We start from the raw sequence: 23814 nt of genomic DNA on the forward strand, positions 1-23814 counted from the left end.
GCTTTAATGGTTGCTACGGCATCAACGTTCTTTCAACACCACCCATGCCGGCGCGTGATCGCTGGCACCATCCTCGCCGCGAACCTTCTTGTCGACACCAGCCTTCGCCAACCGTGAGACCAGCGCAGGGCTGAGCAGGAGATGGTCGAGCCGCAGCCCCGCATCGCGCGGCCAGCGGTTCCGCTTGTAGTCCCAGAACGTGTAGATGCGCTGGTTCGGATGCAATTCGCGGATCGCGTCGCACCAGCCTTGCTCGACCAGCGAGGCAAAGGCCGCGCGGCTCTTCGGCTGGATCAGCGCATCCTTGTCCCATGAGCGCGTCGGATAGATGTCGATCTCTTTAGGCGCGACGTTGTAGTCGCCGGCGAGCACGACGGGCAGATCCTGCTTGATGAAGCCCTTGGCGTGGCGCTTGAGGCGCGCGAACCAGTCCAGCTTGTAGTCGAATTTCGGTCCCGGCTGCGGATTGCCGTTCGGCAGATAGATGCTGGTGACGATGATCCCGCGCACCGCCGCTTCGATATAGCGGGCTTCGAGATCGCTGGGTTTTCCAGGCAAGCGGTCGCGGGTCAGAATGGGCTCTGCATTGCGGGCGAGGATGGCGACACCGTTCCATGTCTTCTGTCCGCGCCACACCGCGCCGTAGCCGGCCTTTTCGATCTCGGCCGCCGGAAATTCGCCATCACTTGCCTTCAATTCCTGAAGCGCGACGACATCGGGCTTTGCGGCGCGCAGCCATGCCAACAGATTGGGCAGGCGGCGGTTGACGTTGTTGATGTTGAATGTCGCGATCTTCATGTAGAGCTACCGGCTCCTGCCTTCCGTACCCGGAGATACAATGTCCAAGTTGAACTTTGCCGCTCTCGTCGTCGCCCTCGCGTTCTCCGGGGCCGCGTCGGCACAATCGTCCGACCCGCGCGGTGCGTGCAAGGCAGACTATGACAAATTCTGCGCCGGCATCGCGCCCGGCGGCGGCCGCGTCGTCGCCTGCCTCACCGAGAAGCGCGACCAGCTCAGCGCGACCTGCAAGGCGGCCCTGGACAACAGGAAGAAGAAGTAAGCCTCGTGTCCCGGACGCACGCAGCGCGAGCCGGGACCCAGAAGGCGGCACGATCCGATGTTGAGAGATGGGCCCCGGCTCAGCAGCGCACCGTCGAAGCGACGCTGCGCTGCTGAGCCGGGGCACGAGAACTCAACCCGGCAGCGGCGGCGGGGCTGCCGGCTGCTCGATCGGCGGCGGAGAGGGCGGTTGCTCGGCGGCCTGCGCTGGCTCCGGCTGCACCAGCGGCTCCTCCACATTGCCGCCCTTGTAGAGCCGGGCATAGCGGCGGCCAAGGCTGGTCAGCACCTCATAGCCGATGGTGCCGAAATGATGCGCGAGCTCGTCGACGGTGATGCCCTCGCCGAGCAGCGTCACCATATGGCCGCGCCGCGCCGCGTTTGGCGGCAGATCGGTGATGTCGATCGCAATGAGATCCATGGAGACGCGGCCCGCGACTGGGCAGCGCTTGCCAGCCACGATCACCTCGGCGCCGCGGGTGCCGTCATTGGAGCTGGCGGCGCGGAAATAGCCGTCGGCATAGCCGACCGCGATGATCGCGAGCTTGGTCGGCCGCCGCGCGGTCCAGGTGCCGCCATAACCGACGCTCTCGCCGCGCTCGACATTGCGGATCTGCACGATGCGCGCCTTGAGGTCGACGACCGGCTGCATCGGATTGTCGGCCTCCGGCGTCGGGTTGACGCCGTAGAGGGCGGCGCCCGGCCGCACCAGGTCGAACTGGAAGGGCGCGCCGAGGAAAATTCCGGATGAATTGGCGAGCGCCGCCGGCACGCCGGAGAATTCGCTGGCGATGGCGCGGAAGGAAGCGAGCTGCTTGGCATTCACCGGGCTGTTGAGCTGCTCGGCCGAGACCAGATGGCTCATCACCAGCGTGATGCCGTGATCGCCGGCGTTGATGCGGGGGATGATGGCCTGCGCCTCCGACAGCGTCAGGCCGAGGCGGTTCATGCCGGTGTCGATGTGAACCGCCGCGCCCCCGGTCCAGCCGGTGCGGCGGCAGAACACGTCCCATTCGGCGAGCTCGTTGAGGTCGCCGATCACAGGCCGGCAATTGATCCTGGCGTAGTGCTCACCGGTGTTCTGGAAATAGCCGCCGAGCACGTAGATCGTGGGCTCCGGCACGGCTGCGCGCACCTTGCGCGCTTCCTCGATGGTGGCAACGAAAAAGGTCTTGCAGCCGGCCTTGCTCAGCGCACGCGCGACCTCGGCAGCGCCGCAGCCATAGGCGTCGGCCTTGATCACGGCCGAACACTCAGCCGGCACCGCGGTCTTCTCGAGCTTGCGCCAGTTGGCGATGATGGCGTCGAGATCGACGGTCAGCACGCCGCCATAGGCAGCGAGCGCGGCAGCCTGATTGGCCTCCACGGAAAGAAGGTCGGATTGCGGGTTCATTTTCGGGTCGGACGCCATTGTCATGGCGTCGTTTTACGCAAGAGGCAGGTCCTGTTCAAGGAACTCAGTAGTCGTTGCCGCTGCGAGCCGGCAACTGACTGTCAGGCGCGAGGTCGCCGAACCGCGTGATCGAGGCCTCGAAGGCCAAGTCAACGGTGCCTGTCGGGCCGTGGCGCTGCTTGCCGATGATGACTTCGGCCTTGCCGTGCGCAAGACTCATGTCGAGCTGCCACTTCTCGTGTTCAGGCGTGCCCGGGCGCGGTTCCTTCATGGCGAGGTAATATTCCTCGCGATACACGAACAGCACGACGTCGGCGTCCTGCTCGATTGATCCGGATTCACGCAAGTCGGAGAGCTGCGGTCGTTTGTCGTCGCGGGATTCAACCTGGCGCGAGAGCTGGGACAGCGCGATGATCGGAACGTTGAGCTCCTTGGCGAGCGCCTTCAGACTGGTCGTGATCTCCGTGATTTCCTGCACGCGATTATCGCTCCGCTTGCCCGAGCCCGACAGCAGCTGGATATAGTCGATCACGAGCAGATCGAGGCCCTTCTGTCGCTTCAGCCGGCGCGCGCGCGCCATCAGCTGCGCGATCGACAGGCCGCCGGTCGCGTCGACATAGAAAGGCAGCGATTGCAGCTCGATCGAGACCTCACGGATCTTTTCGAAATCGGCTTCCGAGATGCCGCCGCGGCGGATGTGGGAGGAGGGAACGCCGGTGCGCTCGGCCACGATACGCGTGGCGAGCTGGTCGGCCGACATTTCGCAGGAGAAGAAGCCGATGACGCCGCCATTGGCGGCCTTCGTGGTGCCGTCGGCCTGGAGTTCCGGAACATAGGCTTGCGCGACGTTGTAGGCGATGTTGGTCGCCAGCGACGTCTTGCCCATGCCGGGACGGCCCGCGACGATGATCAGGTCGGAGTGCTGCAGGCCGCCCATCTTGGTGTCGAGGTCGCGCATGCCCGTCGAGATACCCGACAGCTTGCCGTCGCGCTGGAACGCCTTTGCAGCAAGATCGACCGCGACCGCCAGCGCCTGCGAGAATTTCTGGAAGCCGCCGTCATAGCGACCGGATTCGGCGAGCTCGTAGAGGCGGCGCTCGGCGTCCTCGATCTGCGCGCGCGGCGCGAAGTCGACCGGAGCGTCATAGGCGACGTTGACCATGTCCTCGCCGATGCCGATCAGGTCGCGGCGCAGCGCCAGATCGTAGACGGTGCGGCCGTAGTCCTGGGCGTTGATGATGGTGGTCGCTTCGGCCGCGAGGCGTGCAAGATATTGCCCGATGGTCATACCGCCGACGTCGGTGTCGGCGGGCAGGAACGTCTTCAGCGTCACGGGCGTGGCGATCTTGCCCATCCGGATCAGGCTGCTGGCGGTCTCGTAGATGGTCTGGTGCAGCGGCTCGAAATAATGCTTCGGCTCGAGGAAGTCGGAGACACGGTAGAACGCATCGTTGTTGACCAGGATCGCGCCCAGAAGGCTCTGTTCCGCCTCGATATTGTGCGGCGCGCTCCGGTAAGTGGGAGTGCCGGGCTCGGGCGCGAGTTTGAGGACGTTCGAATCAGTCAGGGCCATGGTCGGACGTGCTTAGCAATTTTGTTGGGCGGATGCGGGGCCGGGATAAAGCGCCGCCTGGGTGCAAAGCGGAAGCGAAAGCTGACCGCTATCAACCGCTCAGTTAAAATGGTGGATGATTAGCCCTCGCAGCACCCGCCACGCTTGACGGATTTTCGCGGAACCGGCTCCGGCGCTGGAAGCTCCGCGACCGTGCCATGGAAAATCCTGAAACCATGGGCCTGATGGCGTGAACCTTATGGATTGGCGCGCAGACGAATCCAGAAGCGCGCGAAATGACGCACGCTGGCGGCTTTGGGCTCGCCTTCAGACCAGCAGGAGGTAGACCAGCGCAACCAGAGCCGCCCCGACGCCGGTAACGATCAGGGCGTAATCGGTGCGGAGGTCGTCCTGCACGTCGAATGAGGTTTGGGTCTCTTTGCTCATGGCGACGGTCTAAGCCAGGCCCGACCAGACTTATGTGAATTGGATCACATCTCCCCGGATTCTTTCGGGGGTATGACGGGAACAGGAAGGCGGGGAAGGGAATTGTCTCCCGCGATCCGCCAACAGGGAACGAGGCAGGCGATGCGGCCAGAACGGCAGCACCAGATTTGGCGGAGCGAGGCAGGTAGCCGGCTTTGGCTCTCGGGGCTGATTGCGGCCATGGAGCACGCGGAACGGCCCGAAATACGTCGCCAGCCTGTCGCCCCCGAGATCCTGGTCGAGCTGAGGGCGCAACTGGCGTTAACGGCCAGTTTCCGCTCCTCCCAGATGTCGACCCTGCGTCACTAAGGATCTATTCACCAGCCAATTTCAGCCTGGGCTTGCTCGCGCGTTCGCGAGCTCGCAGCCGGGCTTCTTCACGCGGCATGTAGTCGCGGGTCATCGGCACCACGCCCTGGCGCCGGGTGAGCTGGATCTGGAAGTTCATCATGGCTTGCTTGCGGAACGTCATCTCGCAGGCCGCCAGATAGAATTCCCACATCAGTGCGAAGCGCTCGTCGTAGAGCTGCACGGCCTCCTCGCGCCGCGCCATGAAACGCTCGCGCCAGGCTTTCAGCGTCTCCGCGTAATGCAGGCGCAGGATCTCGATATCGCAGACCAGGAGGCCGGCGCGCTCGATCGCCGGCAGCACCTCCGACAGCGCCGGGATGTAGCCGCCGGGGAAGATGTATTTGGCGATCCATGGATTGGTCGAGTCCGGGCCCTGCGAACGGCCGATCGCGTGCAGCAGCATGATGCCGTTCTCGCCCAACAGCTCGGCGCAGCGTTGGAAGTAGGTGTCGTAGAAGCGGGCGCCGACATGCTCGAGCATGCCGACCGAGACGATGCGGTCGAACGGGCCTTCGGTGTCGCGATAGTCCTGGAGCAGGAATCTGGCCGAGCCGGCCAGGCGCTTTTCGGCCGCACGCGCATTGGCGAGCTGCAGCTGCTCGCTCGACAGCGTCACGCCGGTGACGTTGGCGCCCGCGATCCCGGCGAGATAAAGCCCGAGCCCGCCCCAGCCGGAGCCGATGTCGAGCACGCGCTGGCCGGGCTTGACGAGCAGCTTGGCGGCGATGTGCCGTTTCTTGGCGAGCTGCGCGTCGTCGAGTGTCGTCTCCGGCGTCTCGAAATAGGCGCAGCTATATTGCTTGTCGGCGTCCAGGAAGAGCGAATAGAGCCGGGCGTCGAGATCATAGTGATAGGCGACGTTGTGGCGGGCGCGCGAGCGCGGATTGAACTGCTTCAGATGCCGCGTCAGATAGCGCAGGCACCACCAGGGTTTTGCCCACTGCGGCAATAGGTCGGGTTGATCGAGCAGGATCGCGAGGGCATCAGCTATGGTGCCGCGCTCGACGACGAACTCGCCGTCCATATAGGCCTCGCCAAGCCCGAGCTCGGGATTGAGGAGGATCTTCCGCTCCGCCTCTGCGGTGACGAAGCGCACCGCGACCGGCGCGCCAGTGCCGTCGCCGACGGTGAATTTCGATCCGCTCGAGCCGGTCACCGTCATCGACCCGCGGCGGATGAATTGAGACAGGAATCTACGCAACAAGAGGTCCATCGACACCTTCCTCTCGAGCGAACCCGAAGAGATGCGACTAACCCGGCCTTCACTTCTGACGCCCAGGTGACGCAGCGGTTCCTATGCGTTTGCATCCAAATCTAGGGAGGCAGGATCGGCTGCGCTAATGCGCTGAGTTCACAGCCGATATTCGCAAACCGCTTAATCACATCCTTGCGCGTGGTGCCTGCTTCCATTCGCGGCTCAATCGGATAAAAGGTGACCGCTGCCGCGCCGGATGCCGGCGGCAACTCTCGGAATTCAATGGAGATGATGGGAATGTCGAGCCGAGCGCTCAGCCTCGCGACGGTATTGCTTCTGATCGGCTTCGGCGCGGCCGATACCGTTTTTGCGCAGGCGACCAACCTCGAGGCCGGCAAAACCCCGTCTCAGCTTTTCGCGCAGACCTGCAATGCCTGCCACAAGAGCCCGCGCGGACTTCTGAAATCCGTCGCGCCGGGTTCGCTGCCGGGCTTCCTGCGCCAGCACTACACCACGAGCTCGGACATGGCGGGTATCCTCGCCGCCTATCTCGTCTCCAACGGTGCCACCGACGCCCGCTATCAGGCCAAGGACGGCAAGAAGGACGGCGCCAAGGAGAAGGACGCGAGCTCCAATCCCGAACATCAGGGCCGCCGCCCGCGCGCCCAGGACGCCGCCAAGCCGGACGGCGAGGCTGCTGGTCCCGCAGCGGAAGGTGCGCGCCAGAAGCGCGCCGCACGTCCGGCCGAGGAGGGCACGAAGCCCGAGGGCCAGGCTGCGCCCGAGGGACGCAAGGGCAAGCGCCGCGGCAAGCCCGGCACCGAGGAGGCTCCGAAGGTCGACGCCGCCGCGCCAGCCACTGACGAGAAGAAAAGCGAATCCAAGCCCGAGTCCAAACCTGAGTCCAAGCCTGAGTCCAAGCCCGACACGGCCAAGGTCGAGCCCGGTCGCGACGAGGCCAAGCCCGACAGCGGCAAGGCGTCCGAGAAGCCGGTTGAGACCCGGCCTGAAAGCCCCAAGGTCGAGCCCCGCGGCAGCGAAGCTCCGGCGCTGCGGCCCGATCCGGTCCCGGCAGTGACGCCGGCTGCACCGGCCGCCGCGAAGCCTGCCGAGCCAGCCGCACCCAAGTCGGCGGAAGAGGCGGCTCCCAAGCCGGCCGCGCCTGCGGCCAGCTCCGAGCCGGCGGCCAAGCCGCAGCAGCCGGCGCCACCCGCGACCGCTGCAGCCCCGCCTGCCGCGCCGGCCGAGCAGTCCGGTCCGCCAACGCCGCCGATCTCGCGCTAAGCCAGCGACATTTTTGATCGACATGCGGAGGCCGCGTTTCATCGCGGCCTCCGCATTGCATTGACCGCGTCTAGAGTATTACTCTAGAGTATTGCTCTAGGAGAGGTCGATGGTGGCGAGCGTGCGCGACGATCTGTTGGCAGCCGGGCTGATCGTGTTCGACCGCGTCGGCTTCGAAGCCGCGACGGTGGCCGCGATCCGCACCCGGGCCCGCGCCTCCAATGGCAGCTTCTTTCACGTCTTCGGCTCGAAGCAGGAGCTCGCCGGTGCGCTGTTCCTGGAGATCCTGCGGCACTATCACGCCGCGCTGCTGGCGGCGCTCGATCCCGTGCCCGATGCGGCGCAGGGCATCGATCGGCTGATCCGGGCCCATCTTGACTGGGTCGTGACCAGCCGGCGCGAGGCGCGCTACCTGTTCGAGATCTCGCGAAGCGAGTGGGGCGAGGACGTTCGCGACGCCCAGCGCGCGCAGAATGCGCGGCTCGCCGACGGCATCGAGCGCTGGCGCGCGCCGCTGGTTGCAAACGGCGAGCTCTTGCCGATGACACCGGTGATGTTCGTGAGCCAGCTCATCGGGCCGGCGCAGATCTTCTGCCGCGCCTTCCTGTCGGGACGCGACCGCGCCGATCCGCGCGTCGAGGCCGACACGCTGATCGCCTGCGCCGGCCGTGCGCTGCGGCCGCCCGAACGCATCAACAGGACATAAGGAGAGGTCTCATGCATGCCGCAGCAGATCCCGAATTCGCCGCCGTGGCCGAACGTATCCACGCCAATGTCGGCCGGCAGGGCTTCATGAACCTGGTCGGCGCCGAGCTTTCGGAATTGTCGCGCGGCACCTGCACGATCGCTGTGGATCGCCGGCCGGAGCTGCTGCAGCAGCACGGCTTCTTCCACGGCGGGGTCACCGCCTTCCTGGTCGACAACGCCACGACGATCGCAGCCGCGACCTCGCGCGGCCAGCCGGCGCTGACGGCGGAATACAAGCTCAACCTGCTGTCGCCCGCGGTCGGCGAGAAGCTGATCTGCCGTGCCCGGGTGATCAAGCCGGGCCGCCAGGTGTCGGTGGTGGCGGCCGACGTGTTCTGCGTCAGCGACGGTGTCGAGAAGCACACGGCAACGGCGCTGGCCTCGATCGCGATGTTGAGCGAGGACGTCGCCGCCAAAACGAAAAGCCCGGCCGCCTGAGGCGACCGGGCTTCGCTTCGCGCAGGAATGCGAGGCTTACTTCTCTTCCGCGGCCGGCGCCGGCTCGGTTTCGTCGGGCTCGGCTTCCGGATCGAAGAACTCGCCGGCGGCGGCGATCGCCTCGGCGGCCGCATCGCGATCCTCGTTGCGGGTCGAGATGTCCTCGCCGCGGTTGATGCGCTCGGCCTCGTCCTGGCTGCGTGCGACCGTGACGGTGATCTCGACCTCAACCTCGGGGTGGACGGCAACGGTGATGGAGCGCTTGCCGATGGTCTTGATCGGCGCGTCGAGCTGGACCTGCGGGCGGGCCAGCGAGACGCCGTCCGCTTCGAACGCGACGACGATGTCACGCACGTTGACCGAGCCGAACAGCTGGCCGGCTTCCGAGGCCTGGCGGATCACGATGATGTTCTTGCCCGCGATCTTCTCGGCGACCTTTGACGCCTCGCCCTTGCTCTGGAGGTTGCGGGCCTCGAGCTCGGCCTTCATGCCGTCATACTTGGCTTTGTTGTCGGCGGTGGCGCGCAATGCCTTGCCGCGCTTGAGCAGGAAATTGCGGGCATAGCCGTCGCGAACCTTCACGACTTCGCCCATCTGGCCGAGCTTGTTGACGCGTTCCAGCAAAATGACTTCCATATTCGTTCTCCTTTTGAAGTGCTCTGTAGGGTTTCGGTTTCGGGGTTGAACTCAAGGGGCCGGCAGCGGCGGCGGCTGCCGGCTGCGCAGGAAGCGTTCGCGGAAGCCGAACACGGCGTCCGCAAGGCCGAGGATCACCATCGCGATCACGGGCCATCCGAACACGACCACGACGGCGTAGGTCGAGCCGAGCCAGAAGGTGCGGCTCTTCAGCGTCAGCGTGAGCGTATGCAGCACGGCAAAGCCGGTCAGCGCATAGCCCATCATCAGCGCGGCCGCGGTGATCTGTGCCGCGATCGCGAGCAGCCCGCCGGTGAAGCAGAAGGCGAGCGCGATGCAGAGCGCCACCAGCGTCATCGGCGGCAGCTCCGCCGTCATCATGTCCGGCCACGGGCGCCGTAACCGGCCCGAGGTCGCCGTGATCTTGGCGCTGAGCCAGAGGTTGAGCGTCAGTGTCATCATCGCGATGATGGTCGCCGCGGCCGGTGCGATCCGCACCAGCGCGTCGACGAACTGACCGGCTTCGCCGGAGCTTTGCGGGTCGGTGGCTCGGAGGAGGCGCATCAGGCCGCGCCGCAGCGTGCCGATGATGGTCTCGGCGTCAGTCCCGAGCGTGAGCAGGGCGGCGATCGTGGTCAGCGTGGCGAAGCCGGCGAGCCACAGCAGGATGCGGCCGACCGGATACCATTCGAGCTCAGGTTCGGCGGGCGCGGCGCCGTCTGGCGCGGCCTGTCCCACCGCACGGCTGAGCAGGACGAGATGGCCGAGCCACCACGCCGGCAGTGCGACGGTGACGGCGAATGCGATGCAATAGGGCAGGCCGAACAGGGCACCGAGGCCGATCGCAGCGGCGATGCCGCCGAGGCTTGCGCAAAGCGGTCCCCAGCCGATCGCGGCGACCATCAGCGGCAGCGGTGCGAGATAGAACAGGACGAGCGAGATCAGCGCGCCCGAAATGATCGAGGCGAACATCAGAGCCGACGCAGCGCCGGCGATCAGGGCTATCAGCACAAAGGCCATCATCAGCTGTCCCGCTCCCTTCGAGCGGTTAGAGGCGTCTTGCCCCAACCATCGGCGACCGGACGACCCGGAAGCCTTATGAAATCAAACAGTGCAGCCGGCGGCGATGTCGCCGCCGGCTGAATTCGTCTTAGCGAATGACGTAGGGCAACAGGCCCAGGAACCGCGCGCGCTTGATGGCGCGGGCGAGCTCACGCTGCTTCTTCGCGGACACCGCAGTGATGCGGCTCGGCACGATCTTGCCGCGCTCGGAGACGTAACGCATCAGCAGCTTGGAGTCCTTGTAGTCGATCTTGGGAGCATTGGCGCCCGTGAACGGGCAGCTCTTGCGACGACGGAAAAATGGGCGGCGTGCACCAGCTTCAGCCATTGTTCTTACTCCCCGTCCGTCGTGGTGGTGGTTTCAGCTTCTTCGCGCGGACGGCGCGGGCCGCGGTCACCGCGGAAGCCACCACCGTCACGATCGCCACCACGGAAACCACCCTCGCGGTCGCCACGGAAGCCACCGCCTTCGCGGTCGCCACGGAAGCCGCCGCCACGGTCGTCACGCTCGCGGTCACGGTCGGCCTTGCGCATCATCGCGGACGGGCCTTCCTCGAGCTCCTCGACGCGGACGCTGAGATAGCGGATCACGTCTTCGCTGATGCGCTCCTGGCGCTCGATCTCGGCGATCGCCGCGGACGGCGCGTCGATGTTGAGCAGCACGAAGTGCGCCTTGCGGTTCTTGTTCATGCGGTAGGTGAGGGAGCGTACGCCCCAATTCTCGGTCTTGGTGACCTTGCCGCCGAGACCTTCGACGATACCGGTCATCTGCGCAGTCAGCTCTTCGACCTGCTGCGTGCTCGCGTCCTGACGCGCGAGAAAGACATGCTCATAAAGAGCCATGGTGGTCCTTTCCTCATGTTGGCGCATCGCCCGGCGTCAAGCCCTTAAGAGGCCTTCGGAAAGGACTCTGGGATTAAGCTCAGAAGGCGGAAACACGGGACGACGGGCCGACTGGCCCTGCCACACCAAAATCACGAATGATTTGCTGAGACCGTCCGTTCAGCTCCCGGCCGGGGTCTGCGGATGCGCGCCTTATACGGATTTTGGCGGACTTGGCAAGGTTGGAGCGCCTCGTTTCGGCCAGACGGTGTCAGCAGCTGCGGCCCAAACCCACCTGCTTGACCTTTTTGTTTGTATGTCATACAAATAAGGGGTCGGGAGGTGCTGATGACGGGTGAATCGGTCCAGGCTCCATTTGAGGCGTCGGCGGGCGATCCGAAGCACGCTGCCCGGGCCACACGGTCGGCCGGCCGCAAGATGCGCTCGCTGCTGCTGGATGCGGCAAGCCCGCTGTTCCGGGAGCGGGGGCTGTCTGGCACGGCGATCACCGACATCGCGGCCGCTGCGGACGCATTCCCGAGCCAGATCACCTACTACTTCCGCACCAAGGAGGCGCTATTCGTCGAATGCGCCTGCCGCGAGCTCCTGTATCTGGCGCGTGCGACCGAGCAGGCGGCGCTGAAGGCGCGCACGCCTCGGGACTACACGCATGCGCTGGCGGAGACCGTGACGGCGAGCGATTCAGTGGCTTTCTTCGCCGAAGCGCTGACATTGACGCGGCGCCGCCAGGATCTCGCACCGCTCGTCGAGCGCACGATCGAACGCCTGCACGGCGAAGGCGCTCGCGCCTATGCGAGCCAGGTGGCGCGGCACGGCTGGCGCTCGTTGCGCGCGCCCGACGAAAGCTCGCGACGGTTCTGGGCCGTCGCCATCGGCGTCATTCTCGAAGGCTACGCCATGGGCCGTTCGCCCGAGGCGCTCTGCGCCGAGATGCTGCGCGTGCTCGGCGAGCAGGCGAAATCCGATGACACGGCGCGCTTGCGTCTCGTCGAGAGCCGCGACGCGTCAAGCCATTCGAACGAGGAAGGCTAGGCCATGACCGCGCTTCGCATGCGTGCCCGCGATTTCCTGACCGACGACCAGCTTGCCGACGTGCGAGAGCGTGTGACCTGGAAAGGTGTTGCGCTAATCGCGCATGCCTGGGCGCTGATCATTGGCGCGATCGCCTTGGTCGCGTGGTGGCCCAATCCGGTCACCTATGTCCTCGCCGTCGCGATCATCGGCTCGCGTCAGCTCGGACTTTCGATCCTGATGCACGACGGCGCGCATGGCTGCCTGTCCCCTGATGAGAAAACCAATCTGGCCCTGAGCCAGTGGTTCTGCGCCTATCCGCTGTTTGCCGAGACGCGCAGCTACCGGCGTTACCACCTTCAGCACCATGCGCGCACCCAGCAGGAGGATGATCCCGATCTCGTGCTGTCGGCGCCGTTTCCGATTACCAAGCTCAGCTATCGCCGCAAGTTCATTCGCGACATCACCGGGCAGACCGGCTACCAGCAGCGCAGGGCGCAGCTGCTTAATGCGCTCGGTCCGAAGGACTGGCCGTGGCGGCAGCGTCTGGCGCATTTCTGGGACAAGCTCGGCCCGCAATGCCTCCTCAATGCAGCGATGTTCGCCGCGCTTGCGGCGGCCGGCGTGTGGTGGGCCTATCCGCTGCTATGGCTGGTGCCGCTTCTGACCTGGATGATGGTCATCACCCGCATCCGTAACATTGCAGAGCATGCCGTCGTCCCCGACAGCAGCGATCCCCTGCGCAACACCCGCACCACGCACGCCAATGTTCTCGAGCGCCTGTTCATCGCGCCGTACTACGTGAACTATCACCTCGAGCATCATCTGCTGTTCTACGTGCCCTGTTACAATCTGCCGAAGGTCCATCGCCTGCTGAGCGAGAGCCGGCACGCCGGCCGCATGGAGGTGCAGCCGAATTACGCGGCGGTGCTGCGGCTGGCGACGGCAAAGCCTGACAGGGAGGATCGGCCGGGGCAGTTGGCGAGCAGCGCGCGCCGCGCGCAGGCCGGAGCGGAGGTCGACGCCAACCAGACCGCCGGTGGGTTTTGAGGGGAGCGCATCCCCAGTTGAATGCTGCTCGAAGTTCCTATCTCGGCTTGACAGTCCGGCCCCGGACAGTGTCTACGGCCCCCTTTGGAGCACGATCCGGAACCATGGCCTAAGGCCGCGCGTAATCGGCTGCCGGTTCTCGAGAGGGATCATGCCCGACAAGCAGGGAGCGCCGATGACGGCTGCATTCACATTTCCTGGGCAGGGTTCCCAGGCGGTCGGCATGGGCAAGGCCCTGGCCGATGCCTTTCCGGTGGCGCGCGCCGTGTTCGACGAGGTCGATGCCGCGCTAGGCGAGAAGCTGACGGCGATCATCTGGGATGGTCCGGCCGAAACCCTCCAGCTCACCGAAAACGCCCAGCCGGCGCTGATGGCGGTGTCTGTCGCCACCCTGCGCGTGCTGGAGGCTGAGGCGGGATTTTCCGTGGGACGAGATGCGGCCTTCGTCGCCGGCCACTCGCTCGGTGAATACTCGGCGCTGGCCGCGGCCGGCAGCCTGACGGTCTCGGATACCGCCCGTCTGCTTCGCACCCGCGGTCTCGCAATGCAAAAGGCCGTCCCGGTCGGTGCCGGCGCGATGGCCGCACTGCTCGGCCTCGACTACGAGGCCGCGATGGCGGTCGCGAGTGAGGCGGCGCAAGGGCAGGTCTGCCAGGCCGCCAACGACAATGGCGGCGGACAGGTTGTCGTCTCGGGCGACAAGGCTGCGGTCGATCGCGCCGTCGAGATCGCCAAGACCAAGGGCGCCAAGCGCGCGATGCTGCTGCCGGTGTCCGCCCCGTTCCATTGCAAGCTGATGCAGCCCGCCGCCGACGCCATGGCCGAAGCGCTGTCGAAGGTCACGATCAAGGCCCCGGCCGCGCCGCTGGTGTCGAACGTGCTGGCGAGTGCCGTCACCGATCCCGACGAGATCCGTCGCCGCCTGGTCGAGCAGGTCACGGGCACCGTGCGCTGGCGCGAGTCGGTTGCCTATATGGCAGGGCAGGGCGTCACCCGGTTCTTCGAGATCGGCGCCGGCAAGGTGCTGACTGGTCTTGTCAAGCGCATCGCGGACGGCGCCGTCGGCGTTTCAGTCGGTGGTCCCAACGACATTGCTGCCGCCAAGGATGCATTGGCCGCTGCGAAGCAGGGCTAGAGGAGTTTTCGATGTTCGATCTGACTGGTAAAAAGGCGCTCGTCACCGGCGCGACCGGCGGCATCGGCGGCGCGATCGCGCAGGCGCTGCACGCGCAGGGTGCGACCGTTGCGATCTCCGGAACGCGCAAGGAGGTGCTGGATGAGCTTGCCGGCAAGCTCGGCGAGCGCACCTTTGTGCTGCCCTGCAATCTCTCCAAGGCCGACGAGGTCGAGGCGCTGGTGCCCGCTGCGGAAGCGGCAATGGGCCAGGTCGACATCCTCATCGCCAATGCCGGCATCACCCGCGACAATCTCTTCGTGCAGCTCCGTGACGAGGATTGGGACGAGGTCATCAACATCAATCTGACCTCGACCTTCCGCCTGGCGCGCGCCGCCACCAAGCTGATGATGCGCAAGCGCTTCGGCCGCATCGTCGCCATCACCTCGGTGGTCGGCGTCACCGGCAATCCCGGGCAGGGCAATTATACTGCATCGAAGGCGGGCCTGATCGGCATGATCAAGACGCTGGGGGCCGAATACGCCAAGCGCGGCGTCACCGCCAACTGCATCGCGCCGGGCTTCATCAAGACGCCGATGACCGATGCGCTCAACGACAAGCAGCGCGAAACGATTCTGACCAAGGTTCCGGCCGCCCGCCTGGGCACGCCCGAGGACATCGCGGCGGCCGCGGTCTACCTGAGTTCGAACGAAGCGGCCTACGTCACCGGTCAAACCATCCATGTCAATGGCGGCATGGCCATGATCTGACGGTCTCGTTCCGCATTGCCCACATGGGCGGTGCGGGATGCGGCAAACGGCCGTTTCCGGAGCGAAATGAGGCTTGTAGTCAAGGCAATTGAAGTATGATAACCGGACGCTCAACGGATGGGCAAAGAACGCCATTGCAGGTTTTTGAAACCCTGTATATTGGCGATGCGGAGCCTTGGCCGTCGTTCGCCGGGCCCTGTATCGGTTAGGATGGGGCCAAATCAAAGTTCGTAAGCGAAGGCAAGTAACACGACCACGACGGCTCGTATCGTCCCGGGGGGTCGGGTCTACAGGGAACAACACGAGGTTATGCAATGAGTGACATTGGCGAACGGGTTAAGAAGATCGTGGTCGAACACCTTGGTGTTGAACCCGAGAAGGTTGTCGACGCCGCGAGCTTCATCGACGACCTCGGCGCCGACAGTCTGGACACCGTCGAGCTGGTGATGGCGTTCGAAGAAGAATTCGGTTGCGAGATTCCGGACGACGCTGCGGAAACGATTCTCACCGTCGGCGACGCCACGAAGTTTCTCGAGAAGAACGCGAAGAGCTAAGGCTCTTCATTTTCGCGGGGACAACATTGAAACCGGACGGGCCGCTTCCCAGCGGTCAGCCGGTTTCTTGTTATTGGCCGTGAATCTTTCGATGCGGAGTTTCGGATATGAGGCGGGTTGTCGTCACTGGTCTCGGCATGGTGTCGCCACTCGGCTGCGGCGTCGAACCGACCTGGAAGCGCATCCTCAACGGCGAGAGCGGTGCGCGCAGGATCGAGAGCTTCGATGTCTCCGATCTTCAGACCAAATACGCCTGCACGGTCGTGCGCGGCGACGGCACCAACGACACCTTCAATCCCGACAAGTGGATGGAGCCGAAGGACCAGCGCAAGGTCGACGACTTCATCATCTTCGGCATGGCCGCGGCCGGCCAGGCGCTCGACGATGCCAACTGGCATCCCGAGACCGAAGAGGACAAGTGCGCGACCGGAACCATGATCGGGTCGGGCATCGGCGGCCTCAACGGCATCGCCGAGACCGCGATCCTGCTCAAGGAGCGCGGGCCGCGCCGGGTGTCGCCGTTCTTCATTCCGGGCCGCCTGATCAATCTGGCGTCCGGCTATGTCTCGATCGCGCACGGGCTGAAGGGACCGAACCATTCGGTGGTCACGGCCTGCTCGACCGGCGCACACGCCGTCGGCGATGCCGCCCGCCTGATTGCGCTCGGCGATGCCGACGTGATGGTCGCAGGCGGCGCCGAGTCGCCGATCAGCCGCATCGGCATTGCCGGCTTCAACGCCGCGCGCGCGCTGTCGACCGGTTTCAACGAGACACCCGAGAAGGCCTCGCGTCCCTATGACAAGGACCGCGACGGTTTCGTGATGGGCGAGGGCGCCGGAGTCCTGGTGCTCGAGGAGCTCGAGCACGCCCGGCGCCGCGGCGCCAGGATCTATGCCGAGGTGATCGGCTACGGTCTTTCGGGTGATGCCTATCACATTACGTCGCCTTCGCCCGACGGCGAGGGCGGCTTCCGCAGCATGTCGGCGGCGCTCAAGCGCGCCGGCCTGACCGCGTCCGATCTCGACTACATCAACGCGCACGGCACCTCGACGCCGCTCGGCGACGAGATCGAGCTCGGGGCGGTCGAGCGTCTGCTCGGCAATGCCGCCTCCAAGGTTGCGATGTCCTCGACCAAATCGTCGACGGGTCATCTGCTCGGCGCGGCCGGTGCGATCGAGGCGATCTTCGCCATTCTCGCGATTCGCGATAATGTCGTGCCGCCGACCATCAACCTCGACAATCCGTCGGTGGAGACTGCGATCGATCTCGTGCCGCATACGGCGAAGAAGCGAGAGGTCAACGTCGCCTTGTCGAACTCGTTTGGTTTTGGCGGTACCAATGCGTCGGTGATCGTCCGGCGCTTGGCCAGTTAGTTTGAGTTTAAGACGAATCCACCGTTTTGCCGTATTCGGCGATAGTCATGGAAGTGGGCGCGTGCATTTGGCAGGGCAAGCGATTGTCGGGCCGCGATTGAACCGGCAGGATTCAGGTTGTTTCGATGAGTGAAAGGCCGCCCATTTCGCCCCGGAGTCCGCGGGCAGCGCTCGAGCCCGAGCAGGTCCCGCCGCCGCCGAAGCGGTCGGACCGTGCGCGCAATCCGTTCGTGGTCGTCGGCAACGCTATCATCACCCTTCTGCTGATCGCCATGCTCGGCGCCGGCGGCATCTATTATTACGGCCGGCAGGTGCTCGAGGCGCCCGGGCCGCTGAAGGACGACAAGATCGTCAACATCCCGCAGCGCGCGGGCAAGCGCGACATCGCCGAGACGCTGAACCGGGAAGGCGTGACCGACGTCAATCCCTGGGTGTTCATCGCCAGCGTCGCCGCCTTGAAGGCGAGCTCGGACCTCAAGCCGGGTGAATATGCGTTCCAGAAGAACGCCTCGCTCCGCGACGTCATCGCCACCATCGTCGAGGGCAAGGTGGTGCAGCATGCCGTGACGATTCCGGAAGGGCTCACCTCCGAGCAGATCGTGGCGCGCCTGTCCGACAACGACATCTTCACCGGCAGCGTGCGCGAGCTGCCGCGCGAGGGCACCCTGCTGCCCGAGACCTACAAATTCCCGCGCGGCACCCCGCGTGATCAGGTGGTCCAGCGCATGCAGCAGGCGCACAAGCGCGTGCTCGCCGAGATCTGGGAACGCCGCAATCAGGACATTCCGGTCAAGACGCCTGAGCAGTTGGTGACGCTCGCCTCGATCGTCGAAAAGGAAACCGGCAAGCCGGACGAGCGCAGCCGGGTCGCCGCGGTGTTCACCAACCGGCTGAAGCAGCGGATCAAGCTGCAGTCGGATCCGACCATCATCTATGGCCTCGTCGGCGGCAAGGGCACGCTGGGCCGGCCGATCAAGCGCAGCGAGATCACGCAGCCGTCGCCCTACAACACCTATGTGATCGAAGGCCTGCCGCCGGGTCCGATCGCCAACCCCGGCCGCGCCTCGCTGGAGGCCGCCGCCAATCCGGCCCGCACCCGGGACCTCTTCTTCGTCGCCGACGGCACCGGCGGGCACGCCTTCACCGAGACTTACGACGCCCATCAGAAGAACGTCGCCAAGCTCCGCGCGATGGAAAAGCAGATCCAGAACGACACGGTGGAGCCGGCCGAGGATGCGCCGCCGCCCGCCGCCGCCGCGCCAGGGGCCGCCGATACGCCGACGGCGACGACGCCGGCGCGGCCCAACCAGCAGAAAAAGCCGCCGGCGGCACGCCCCGCTGCTCCAGCACCGGCGCGGCAGGGCGCGGTGCAGCCCTCGCCGCCGGTGGTCCAGCGCTAGGCGCGTTGCAGACCTGCTTGCGGGACTTTGCGGATTCCACTTTCCTGCAAAATAGTCTTAAGATTCGCGTGGCTTGATGCCTCGCGAATCCCGTGTTTCTGGAGAATTTGACCTGATGGCGCTGTCGTCCATGACCGGCTTTGCCCGAAGCCACGGCGCTAGCGGGCCGTACACGTTCGAATGGGAATTGAAGTCGGTCAACGCCAAGGGCTTTGACCTCAGGGTGCGGCTGCCGCAGGGGTTCGACGAGCTCGAGGCCCACGCCAAGAAACGCGCCGGCGAGCTGCTGTCGCGCGGCACCGTCTACGCCAATCTCACCGTCAAGCGCGCCAATGCCGCAGCCTCCGTCCGCGTCAACGAGGATGTGCTCAACGCCGTCCTCAAGGCCGCCGCCATGATCGCCGGCAAGGTCGACGCGGTGGCGCCGAGCATCGACGGCCTGCTCGCCATCAAGGGCGTGGTCGAGGTCGCCGAGCCCGAGGGTGACGAGGAGGAGGACAAGGCCGCGCGGATCGCCGCAGCCGAAGCCTTCGACAAGGCGCTCGCCGATCTCGTCGAGATGCGCAAGCGTGAGGGCACGTCGCTCGGCCAGATCCTGACCCAGCGGGTCGACGAGGTCGAGCAACTGGCGAAGAAAGCGGAAGCCGCGCCCGGCCGCAAGCCGGAGGCGATCAAGGCGAGGCTCGCCGAGCAGATCGCGAGCCTGCTCGACACCTCCGACCGTTTCGATTCCGACCGCCTGATGCAGGAGGCGATCCTGATCGCCACCAGGGCCGACATCCGCGAGGAGCTCGACCGCATCGCGTCTCACATCGCGCAGGCGCGCGAGCTGATCGGCAAGGGCGGCCCGATCGGCCGCAAGCTCGACTTCCTGGCGCAGGAGTTTCACCGCGAGGTCAACACCTGCTGCTCGAAGTCGAACGACATCGAGCTGACCAATACGGGCCTCGCCATGAAGAACGTGGTCGAGCAGTTCCGCGAGCAGGTCCAGAATCTGGAGTGATCGATGACGAGCGGCGGTCACGGAACTGACGGTGTCGAGCGGCGCGGATTGATGTTCGTGCTGTCCTCGCCCTCGGGCGCGGGCAAGACGACGCTGTCGCGTCTTTTGATCGACCGCATGTCCGGCCTGAAAATGTCGGTCTCCGCGACCACGCGGCCGATGCGGCCGGGCGAGGTCAACGGCAAGGATTATCTGTTCGTCGACAAGCCCCGCTTCGAGGCGATGGTGAAGGGCGACGAGCTCTTGGAATGGGCCACCGTGTTCGACAACAGCTACGGCACGCCGCGCAGCCCCGTCGAAGCCGCGCTATCGTCGGGGCAGGACGTGCTGTTCGACATCGACTGGCAGGGCACGCAGCAGCTGCGCGAAAAAGCCCGCGCCGACGTTGTCAGCGTCTTCATCCTGCCGCCCTCGGCGGCGGATCTCGAAAAGCGCCTGCATTCGCGCGCGCAGGATTCCGACGAGGTGATCCGCAAGCGCATGAGCCGGGCCAGCCACGAGATGAGCCACTGGGCCGAGTACGACTACATCGTGATCAATCACGATGTCGACGAGGCCTTCGCCGAGGTGCAGTCGATCCTGAAGGCCGAGCGCCTCAAGCGCGAGCGGCGGATTGGCCTCGTTGGCTTCGTGCGAGGTTTGCAAGGTCAGCTTCAGGGCTAGGCTGCGGCAGCCGCGGCCCTTGCTTCGCCAGCCGTTCCAGCATCGCGGTGATCACGTCGACGTCGACGGCATCCTCGGCCGGCGCATCTTCATGCACGTCTACCTGCACATCTTCATGGCGATCGACGGGCTCTTCGTCGGCCGTGTCTTTCGCCGCGAGCCGGGGCGGCGAGGCCTCGATCTCGAACGCGCCGTTGAAGATGTCGGCCTTGTCGAGCTCGGCGGCCTTGTTGCGGATGGACGCGGATTGCGCCGCGATCCTGCCGATCTCCTTGGTGAAGGCCGCGATTTGCGCGGTCTGCTTCGGCCGAGCTTCATCGAAGTCGACGGGGCCCGGCTGTGCGCGCGGCGTGACGGCCGGCTCCGCACCGAGCCAGGGCGCGCGGCTTCCGTCCTGGTCCTGCGGCGCCCAAGCGTCCCAATGCCCGCGGCGGTCGGCGGCCTGGACGCGGACGCGTCCGCCGGCGAAGCGGTAGATGACGCTGGCGAGGATGCCGGCGAGCGCGAGCGCGCCGCCGATCACGAGCAGCAGCATCTGCAGCGAGCCGGTCGGCTTGTCGGCGGTGTTGTCTGCCGCGGCCAGGGCCACCGGCGCGGGAGGCTTTGCCGGCTTTGCGCTCGGCGGCGCGGCGGCCGCGACGGGAGCTGGCCGCGGCGCTGGCGCGGCGGAGGCCGGGGAGGCCTCGGGCCAGCGCGCGGTCACGGCCGGCTGCTGCGCGTTGGTCTCAGGGGTACCGCTTGGCGGCTGCTGTTGGGCGACCGGCGGCGCGTTGGTTGCGGCCGGCGCGGGCGCAGCCGTGTTCGGGACGCCTGGTGCGGCACTCGTCTGCGGCGCGATGTATTCGGCGCGTGCGTTCTGCACCGCTTGCGGGCTTGTGGAATCCGGCTCGGGCGTGTCGTTCGCGGCCTGGGCGCTCTGGGTGACCTTGCCGCCTTCGGCGCGCAGATACCAGCACTGCCGCTTGGTCGTGCGGTCGAGACGATAGTACCAGTGCTGCCCCTGCGGCGCAGCGCCCTTCGGCGAGGCGAGGCAGTCGGCGGCCGCGTTGGCCGTGCTCGGTGCGCTCGGCGCGTTCTGCGACACGGCGGCCAGTGGTGCGCCGGCAATGATGCTGCCGACCAGCGCGGATACGAATTTTGCGGTGCGGTTGCCCATCCTGGTCTCCCGGTTACGCATGACGCAACTCTTAACCACCCCTTTGTCATCAAAGACTTGGGTGGCAATGAGCCGCAAATCCGGAGAGGATGTGGCTTGAATTGGGCTCGCGGCATGTTCGTTCCGCCGCGAGATCAGGCATTTCCTTGGGCGTTACTGCTTCGCTGAGCTCCAGGTTCCGCCGCAACCGTCGGAGCGCCGCCAGGTTCCCGAACCGCTGCGTCCCCCGAGACGGCCGGAGCCTGTGAAGGTCACGCCGTCGCCTTGACCGACCGTGCTGACCGCGCCGCTCGGGCTGACGGTGCCAGTGACACCCTGGCCGATGACCTTGCCCGAGGAGACGACGACCGCACCGGACGTGGTGCCGCCGCAGCCGACGCTGGTGACCACCCAGGCGCCGTCAAACCCTCCACCGCCACCGCCGCCGCTTCGCCGCGACGACGAGCGTGGCTCTTCAGCCGCCGGCCTGCTTCGGCGCGCCGAGGGCGCAGGCTCGGTCGAGCGGTCTGACGACCGATCCTGGCGCGAGCCGGACATCGACTTCTCGTCATTGCCGATCGAACCGCCGGCGCTGCCGGATTGGGCGTAGGCCGACGATGAGGCGATGGCGGCGCTGAAGAGGACGGCGAGGGCAATCGGACGGATGACGGCAATGGGCATGAGCAAACATCCAAATTCGAAAAATTGTATCAGCGGCCGGAGCCGTCGGCGCAGACGGATCCGATAATGCGGCAAGCTTTGCCAGCCTTGCCGCATTCGTCAAGCGCGGCGTCCCTGGCGCGCTGCACGCCTTCGCGCTGGACCAGCGACCAGGATTTGTCGGAGATCGCGAAGGCGCCGCAACTCTTGCCGTAGAAGGAGAGCTCGATCGGACATTTGGCGCCGGCGCAATTGCCGCGCGCATCCGCCACCGCCGCGCGCCGCGAGGCGTGGTTCCAGGAGATGCCCCATTTGCTGTTGTCCGGCCCGTAGACGATCGATCCCCAGGGCTTGAGATCCTCCATCTTGCGCATGCGCAGCAGCAGGCCCTCGGTCGGCTCCCCATTCGGCGGCATCGAAATCCGCTGCTGAAGTTTTGTGATCGCGCGGGTGAGGCCGTCGGGGGTATCAGGATCGAAATTGAGCTCGTAGAGCCGCTCGCTGAGCTCACTGAGCAGGGCGGCATCGCGCAACGGGGCGCGGTCGGGATCGGCGCGCAGGCGCTCCGCTGGCAGCGGATCGGGCTGCATCGCCGCGATCCTGGGCGGGGCGGTTTCTGTCGGGGCCACGAAATAGAAGGTGCCGTCGATCGGCGAGGACGACACCCAGGGCTGCTGCGCGCCCGCGGTGGCGCGCTTCACGGCGAGGCCGACCTGGTTGAAGGTCTGGAACACGTCGAGGCCCGCGGTCCGGATCGTCGTCGCCAGCGCCTTCGTATAGGGGCTGTGACCGTCGCTGCCGTCCTGCGCGACATTGCCGGGCTGCGTCGCGTAGGAGATCAGCGTACCCTCGGGCGCGCGCATCTGCGCCAGGCCGCCGTCCGAGGAGCGCAAGCCGCGTGAGCCGAACGGGTTGTTGCGGCAGGCATCGAGGATCACGAGGTTGAGGCGCGTGCCCGAGCCCTGCATCTGGCGCAGCACGAGGTTGACGTCGGTCATCTGGAAGTCGACGTCGGCCTCGCGCGTCGGATTGGCGCCGACAGGCACGAGATAGTTGGAGCCGGCGACCTGCACGCCGTGGCCGGCATAGTAGAACAGCGCGACGTCGGCGCCCTGGACCTGTCGGCCGAAGGTCTGCACCGCGATGTCCATCGCGCCCTTGTCGAGATCGAGCTGGGCGCGTCCGCCGACCAGCGTGAAGCCGAGCGCGCCCAGCGTCTCCGCCATCAGGCTCGCATCCTTGGAGGGATTGTCGAGCGGCGTGATGTTCTTGTAGGCGGAGTTGCCGACCACGAGCGCGATGCGCTTCTCGGCCGATGCCGGCTCCGCCGTGACGACAAGCAAGGCCAGCGCCGCCAGCCCCAAAACGCGAATGAAAACCCTCGCGCGCATCAAAATTCCCCAAAATAATGCCACCAGTCTACCAGCCCGGCGCGCGCGCGAAAAGTGGTGAGAGAGATGGTGGTACGCACACACGTGTCCCGGACAAGCTGCAACGCATATGCGTTGCGGCGCAGAGCCGGGACCCAGCGCCCAGGACTCCGCTGCGACATGGGCCCCGGCTCTGCAGCGCACCGTCGAAGTGACGCTGCGCCGCGTCCGGGGCACGAGAGGGGACTTCGTAGGATGGTAGAGCAAAAGCGAAACCCATCGTGCCCTGTTTTGCGCCGATACATGATGGGTTTCGCAAGAGCTCTACCCATCCTACGGCCTTGCTGGATTGCTTCGTCGCAAGAGTTCTTCGCAATGACAGCGCAAGGTGCATCGTCGGAATCCTCCGCTTTCAGCTCAACTTGCAGACACGCCTTCGCGGTCTCGCGGCGCGTTTCGCCCGAGGCTTGCTGTCGTTCGCGCTCCTTGAAGGCCAAAGGGCGCAGGGAAGGCCGGGCGCCGGCGGCACCCGCAGGTCCGTGGGCGATAAGAACGCACACGGGGTGGACCACAGGTGTGCCGGTCGCCCGGCCTTCCCTGCGCGGCTGGTTTTAACGGTGTCCTTCGTGCTCTCCTCGGGGAGCGATGCACTATTGCCCCCGTCG

24 protein-coding genes are annotated in these 23814 nt (G+C 65.9%); 13 read left to right on the forward strand and 11 right to left on the reverse strand.

The annotated features are described in order from the left end of the window. Positions 1-21 precede the first annotated feature (21 nt). Complete coding sequence (locus AABA84_RS34240) at positions 22-798, reverse strand: exodeoxyribonuclease III (protein WP_338314316.1); 777 nt, start codon at positions 796-798, stop codon at positions 22-24. A 40-nt stretch (positions 799-838) separates the two neighbouring features. On the opposite strand from AABA84_RS34240, the gene AABA84_RS34245 reads away from it, so the two are divergent. Next, positions 839-1060, forward strand: a complete 222-nt coding sequence (locus tag AABA84_RS34245) for a cysteine rich repeat-containing protein (protein WP_212246262.1) — start codon at positions 839-841, stop codon at positions 1058-1060. 132 nt (positions 1061-1192) lie between these two features. On the opposite strand, the gene alr is transcribed toward AABA84_RS34245, so the two are convergent. The 3 genes from alr to AABA84_RS34260 form a co-directional block, all read right to left on the reverse strand. Beyond that, complete coding sequence (gene alr, locus AABA84_RS34250; protein ID WP_338314323.1) at positions 1193-2470, reverse strand: alanine racemase; 1278 nt, start codon at positions 2468-2470, stop codon at positions 1193-1195. 46 nt (positions 2471-2516) lie between these two features. Next, the gene (locus AABA84_RS34255) at positions 2517-4025 is read right to left on the reverse strand and encodes a replicative DNA helicase (RefSeq protein ID WP_212246260.1); all 1509 of its coding nucleotides are present in this window, start codon (positions 4023-4025) and stop codon (positions 2517-2519) included. A gap of 778 nt (positions 4026-4803) precedes the next feature. Then, positions 4804-6054, reverse strand: a complete 1251-nt coding sequence (locus AABA84_RS34260; protein ID WP_338314317.1) for an SAM-dependent methyltransferase — start codon at positions 6052-6054, stop codon at positions 4804-4806. Between the two features lie 279 nt (positions 6055-6333). On the opposite strand from AABA84_RS34260, the gene AABA84_RS34265 reads away from it, so the two are divergent. The 3 genes from AABA84_RS34265 to AABA84_RS34275 all read left to right on the forward strand — a co-directional run bounded on the left by AABA84_RS34265 (position 6334) and on the right by AABA84_RS34275 (position 8505). Continuing rightward, positions 6334-7320: a hypothetical protein gene (locus tag AABA84_RS34265; RefSeq protein WP_338314318.1), complete on the forward strand. Its 987-nt coding sequence runs from the start codon at positions 6334-6336 to the stop codon at positions 7318-7320. Between the two features lie 109 nt (positions 7321-7429). Further along, positions 7430-8026 carry a TetR/AcrR family transcriptional regulator gene (locus tag AABA84_RS34270; RefSeq protein ID WP_212246254.1) on the forward strand — a complete coding sequence of 199 codons (597 nt, stop codon included), beginning with the start codon at positions 7430-7432 and terminating at the stop codon, positions 8024-8026. Between the two features lie 11 nt (positions 8027-8037). Then, positions 8038-8505: a PaaI family thioesterase gene (locus AABA84_RS34275; protein WP_212246252.1), complete on the forward strand. Its 468-nt coding sequence runs from the start codon at positions 8038-8040 to the stop codon at positions 8503-8505. A gap of 36 nt (positions 8506-8541) precedes the next feature. Here AABA84_RS34275 and rplI read toward each other — a convergent pair whose 3' ends face one another. From rplI to rpsF, 4 genes are all read right to left on the reverse strand, one after another. Beyond that, the gene (gene rplI, locus AABA84_RS34280; RefSeq protein WP_338306931.1) at positions 8542-9141 is read right to left on the reverse strand and encodes a 50S ribosomal protein L9; all 600 of its coding nucleotides are present in this window, start codon (positions 9139-9141) and stop codon (positions 8542-8544) included. 51 nt (positions 9142-9192) lie between these two features. Continuing rightward, the gene (locus AABA84_RS34285) at positions 9193-10164 is read right to left on the reverse strand and encodes a hypothetical protein (protein WP_338314319.1); all 972 of its coding nucleotides are present in this window, start codon (positions 10162-10164) and stop codon (positions 9193-9195) included. 127 nt (positions 10165-10291) lie between these two features. Beyond that, complete coding sequence (rpsR, locus tag AABA84_RS34290) at positions 10292-10531, reverse strand: 30S ribosomal protein S18 (RefSeq protein ID WP_007592020.1); 240 nt, start codon at positions 10529-10531, stop codon at positions 10292-10294. A gap of 5 nt (positions 10532-10536) precedes the next feature. Beyond that, on the reverse strand, positions 10537-11046 hold the full coding sequence (gene rpsF, locus AABA84_RS34295) for a 30S ribosomal protein S6 (protein WP_028145028.1): 510 nt from the start codon (positions 11044-11046) through the stop codon (positions 10537-10539). 327 nt (positions 11047-11373) lie between these two features. Here rpsF and AABA84_RS34300 point away from each other — a divergent pair, with 327 nt between their 5' ends. From AABA84_RS34300 to gmk, 9 genes are all read left to right on the forward strand, one after another. Next, entirely contained in the window at positions 11374-12078 is a 705-nt protein-coding gene (locus AABA84_RS34300) for a TetR/AcrR family transcriptional regulator C-terminal domain-containing protein (protein ID WP_212246248.1), read from the forward strand. Between the two features lie 3 nt (positions 12079-12081). Continuing rightward, positions 12082-13107, forward strand: a complete 1026-nt coding sequence (locus AABA84_RS34305; RefSeq protein ID WP_212246247.1) for a fatty acid desaturase family protein — start codon at positions 12082-12084, stop codon at positions 13105-13107. A gap of 175 nt (positions 13108-13282) precedes the next feature. Beyond that, a complete protein-coding gene (fabD, locus tag AABA84_RS34310) occupies positions 13283-14242 on the forward strand; it encodes an ACP S-malonyltransferase (RefSeq protein ID WP_212246875.1) in 960 nt (319 codons plus the stop codon). Between the two features lie 11 nt (positions 14243-14253). Further along, positions 14254-14991 (forward strand): 3-oxoacyl-[acyl-carrier-protein] reductase, encoded by a 738-nt coding sequence (gene fabG / locus AABA84_RS34315; protein ID WP_212246246.1) that lies wholly within the window; start codon positions 14254-14256, stop codon positions 14989-14991. 314 nt (positions 14992-15305) lie between these two features. Beyond that, the gene (locus tag AABA84_RS34320; protein ID WP_008130699.1) at positions 15306-15545 is read left to right on the forward strand and encodes an acyl carrier protein; all 240 of its coding nucleotides are present in this window, start codon (positions 15306-15308) and stop codon (positions 15543-15545) included. Positions 15546-15652: 107 nt separating this feature from the next. Further along, positions 15653-16918, forward strand: a complete 1266-nt coding sequence (fabF, locus tag AABA84_RS34325; RefSeq protein ID WP_338314320.1) for a beta-ketoacyl-ACP synthase II — start codon at positions 15653-15655, stop codon at positions 16916-16918. 125 nt (positions 16919-17043) lie between these two features. Further along, positions 17044-18318 (forward strand): endolytic transglycosylase MltG, encoded by a 1275-nt coding sequence (gene mltG / locus AABA84_RS34330; RefSeq protein WP_338314321.1) that lies wholly within the window; start codon positions 17044-17046, stop codon positions 18316-18318. Positions 18319-18433: 115 nt separating this feature from the next. After that, the gene (locus AABA84_RS34335; protein WP_338306926.1) at positions 18434-19321 is read left to right on the forward strand and encodes a YicC/YloC family endoribonuclease; all 888 of its coding nucleotides are present in this window, start codon (positions 18434-18436) and stop codon (positions 19319-19321) included. 3 nt (positions 19322-19324) lie between these two features. Continuing rightward, entirely contained in the window at positions 19325-19984 is a 660-nt protein-coding gene (gene gmk, locus AABA84_RS34340; RefSeq protein WP_179730703.1) for a guanylate kinase, read from the forward strand. On the opposite strand, the gene AABA84_RS34345 is transcribed toward gmk, so the two are convergent. The 3 genes from AABA84_RS34345 to AABA84_RS34355 form a co-directional block, all read right to left on the reverse strand. Then, entirely contained in the window at positions 19917-21161 is a 1245-nt protein-coding gene (locus AABA84_RS34345) for a hypothetical protein (protein ID WP_338314322.1), read from the reverse strand. The two genes, gmk and AABA84_RS34345, sit on opposite strands and share 68 nt — an antisense overlap. Positions 21162-21293: 132 nt before the next feature. Then, on the reverse strand, positions 21294-21800 hold the full coding sequence (locus tag AABA84_RS34350; RefSeq protein WP_338306920.1) for a hypothetical protein: 507 nt from the start codon (positions 21798-21800) through the stop codon (positions 21294-21296). Between the two features lie 29 nt (positions 21801-21829). Continuing rightward, the gene (locus AABA84_RS34355) at positions 21830-23170 is read right to left on the reverse strand and encodes a caspase family protein (protein ID WP_212246241.1); all 1341 of its coding nucleotides are present in this window, start codon (positions 23168-23170) and stop codon (positions 21830-21832) included. Positions 23171-23814: the final 644 nt, after the last annotated feature.

Source organism: Bradyrhizobium sp. TM239 (assembly GCF_036247985.1).
Taxonomy (GTDB): domain Bacteria; phylum Pseudomonadota; class Alphaproteobacteria; order Rhizobiales; family Xanthobacteraceae; genus Bradyrhizobium; species Bradyrhizobium ottawaense.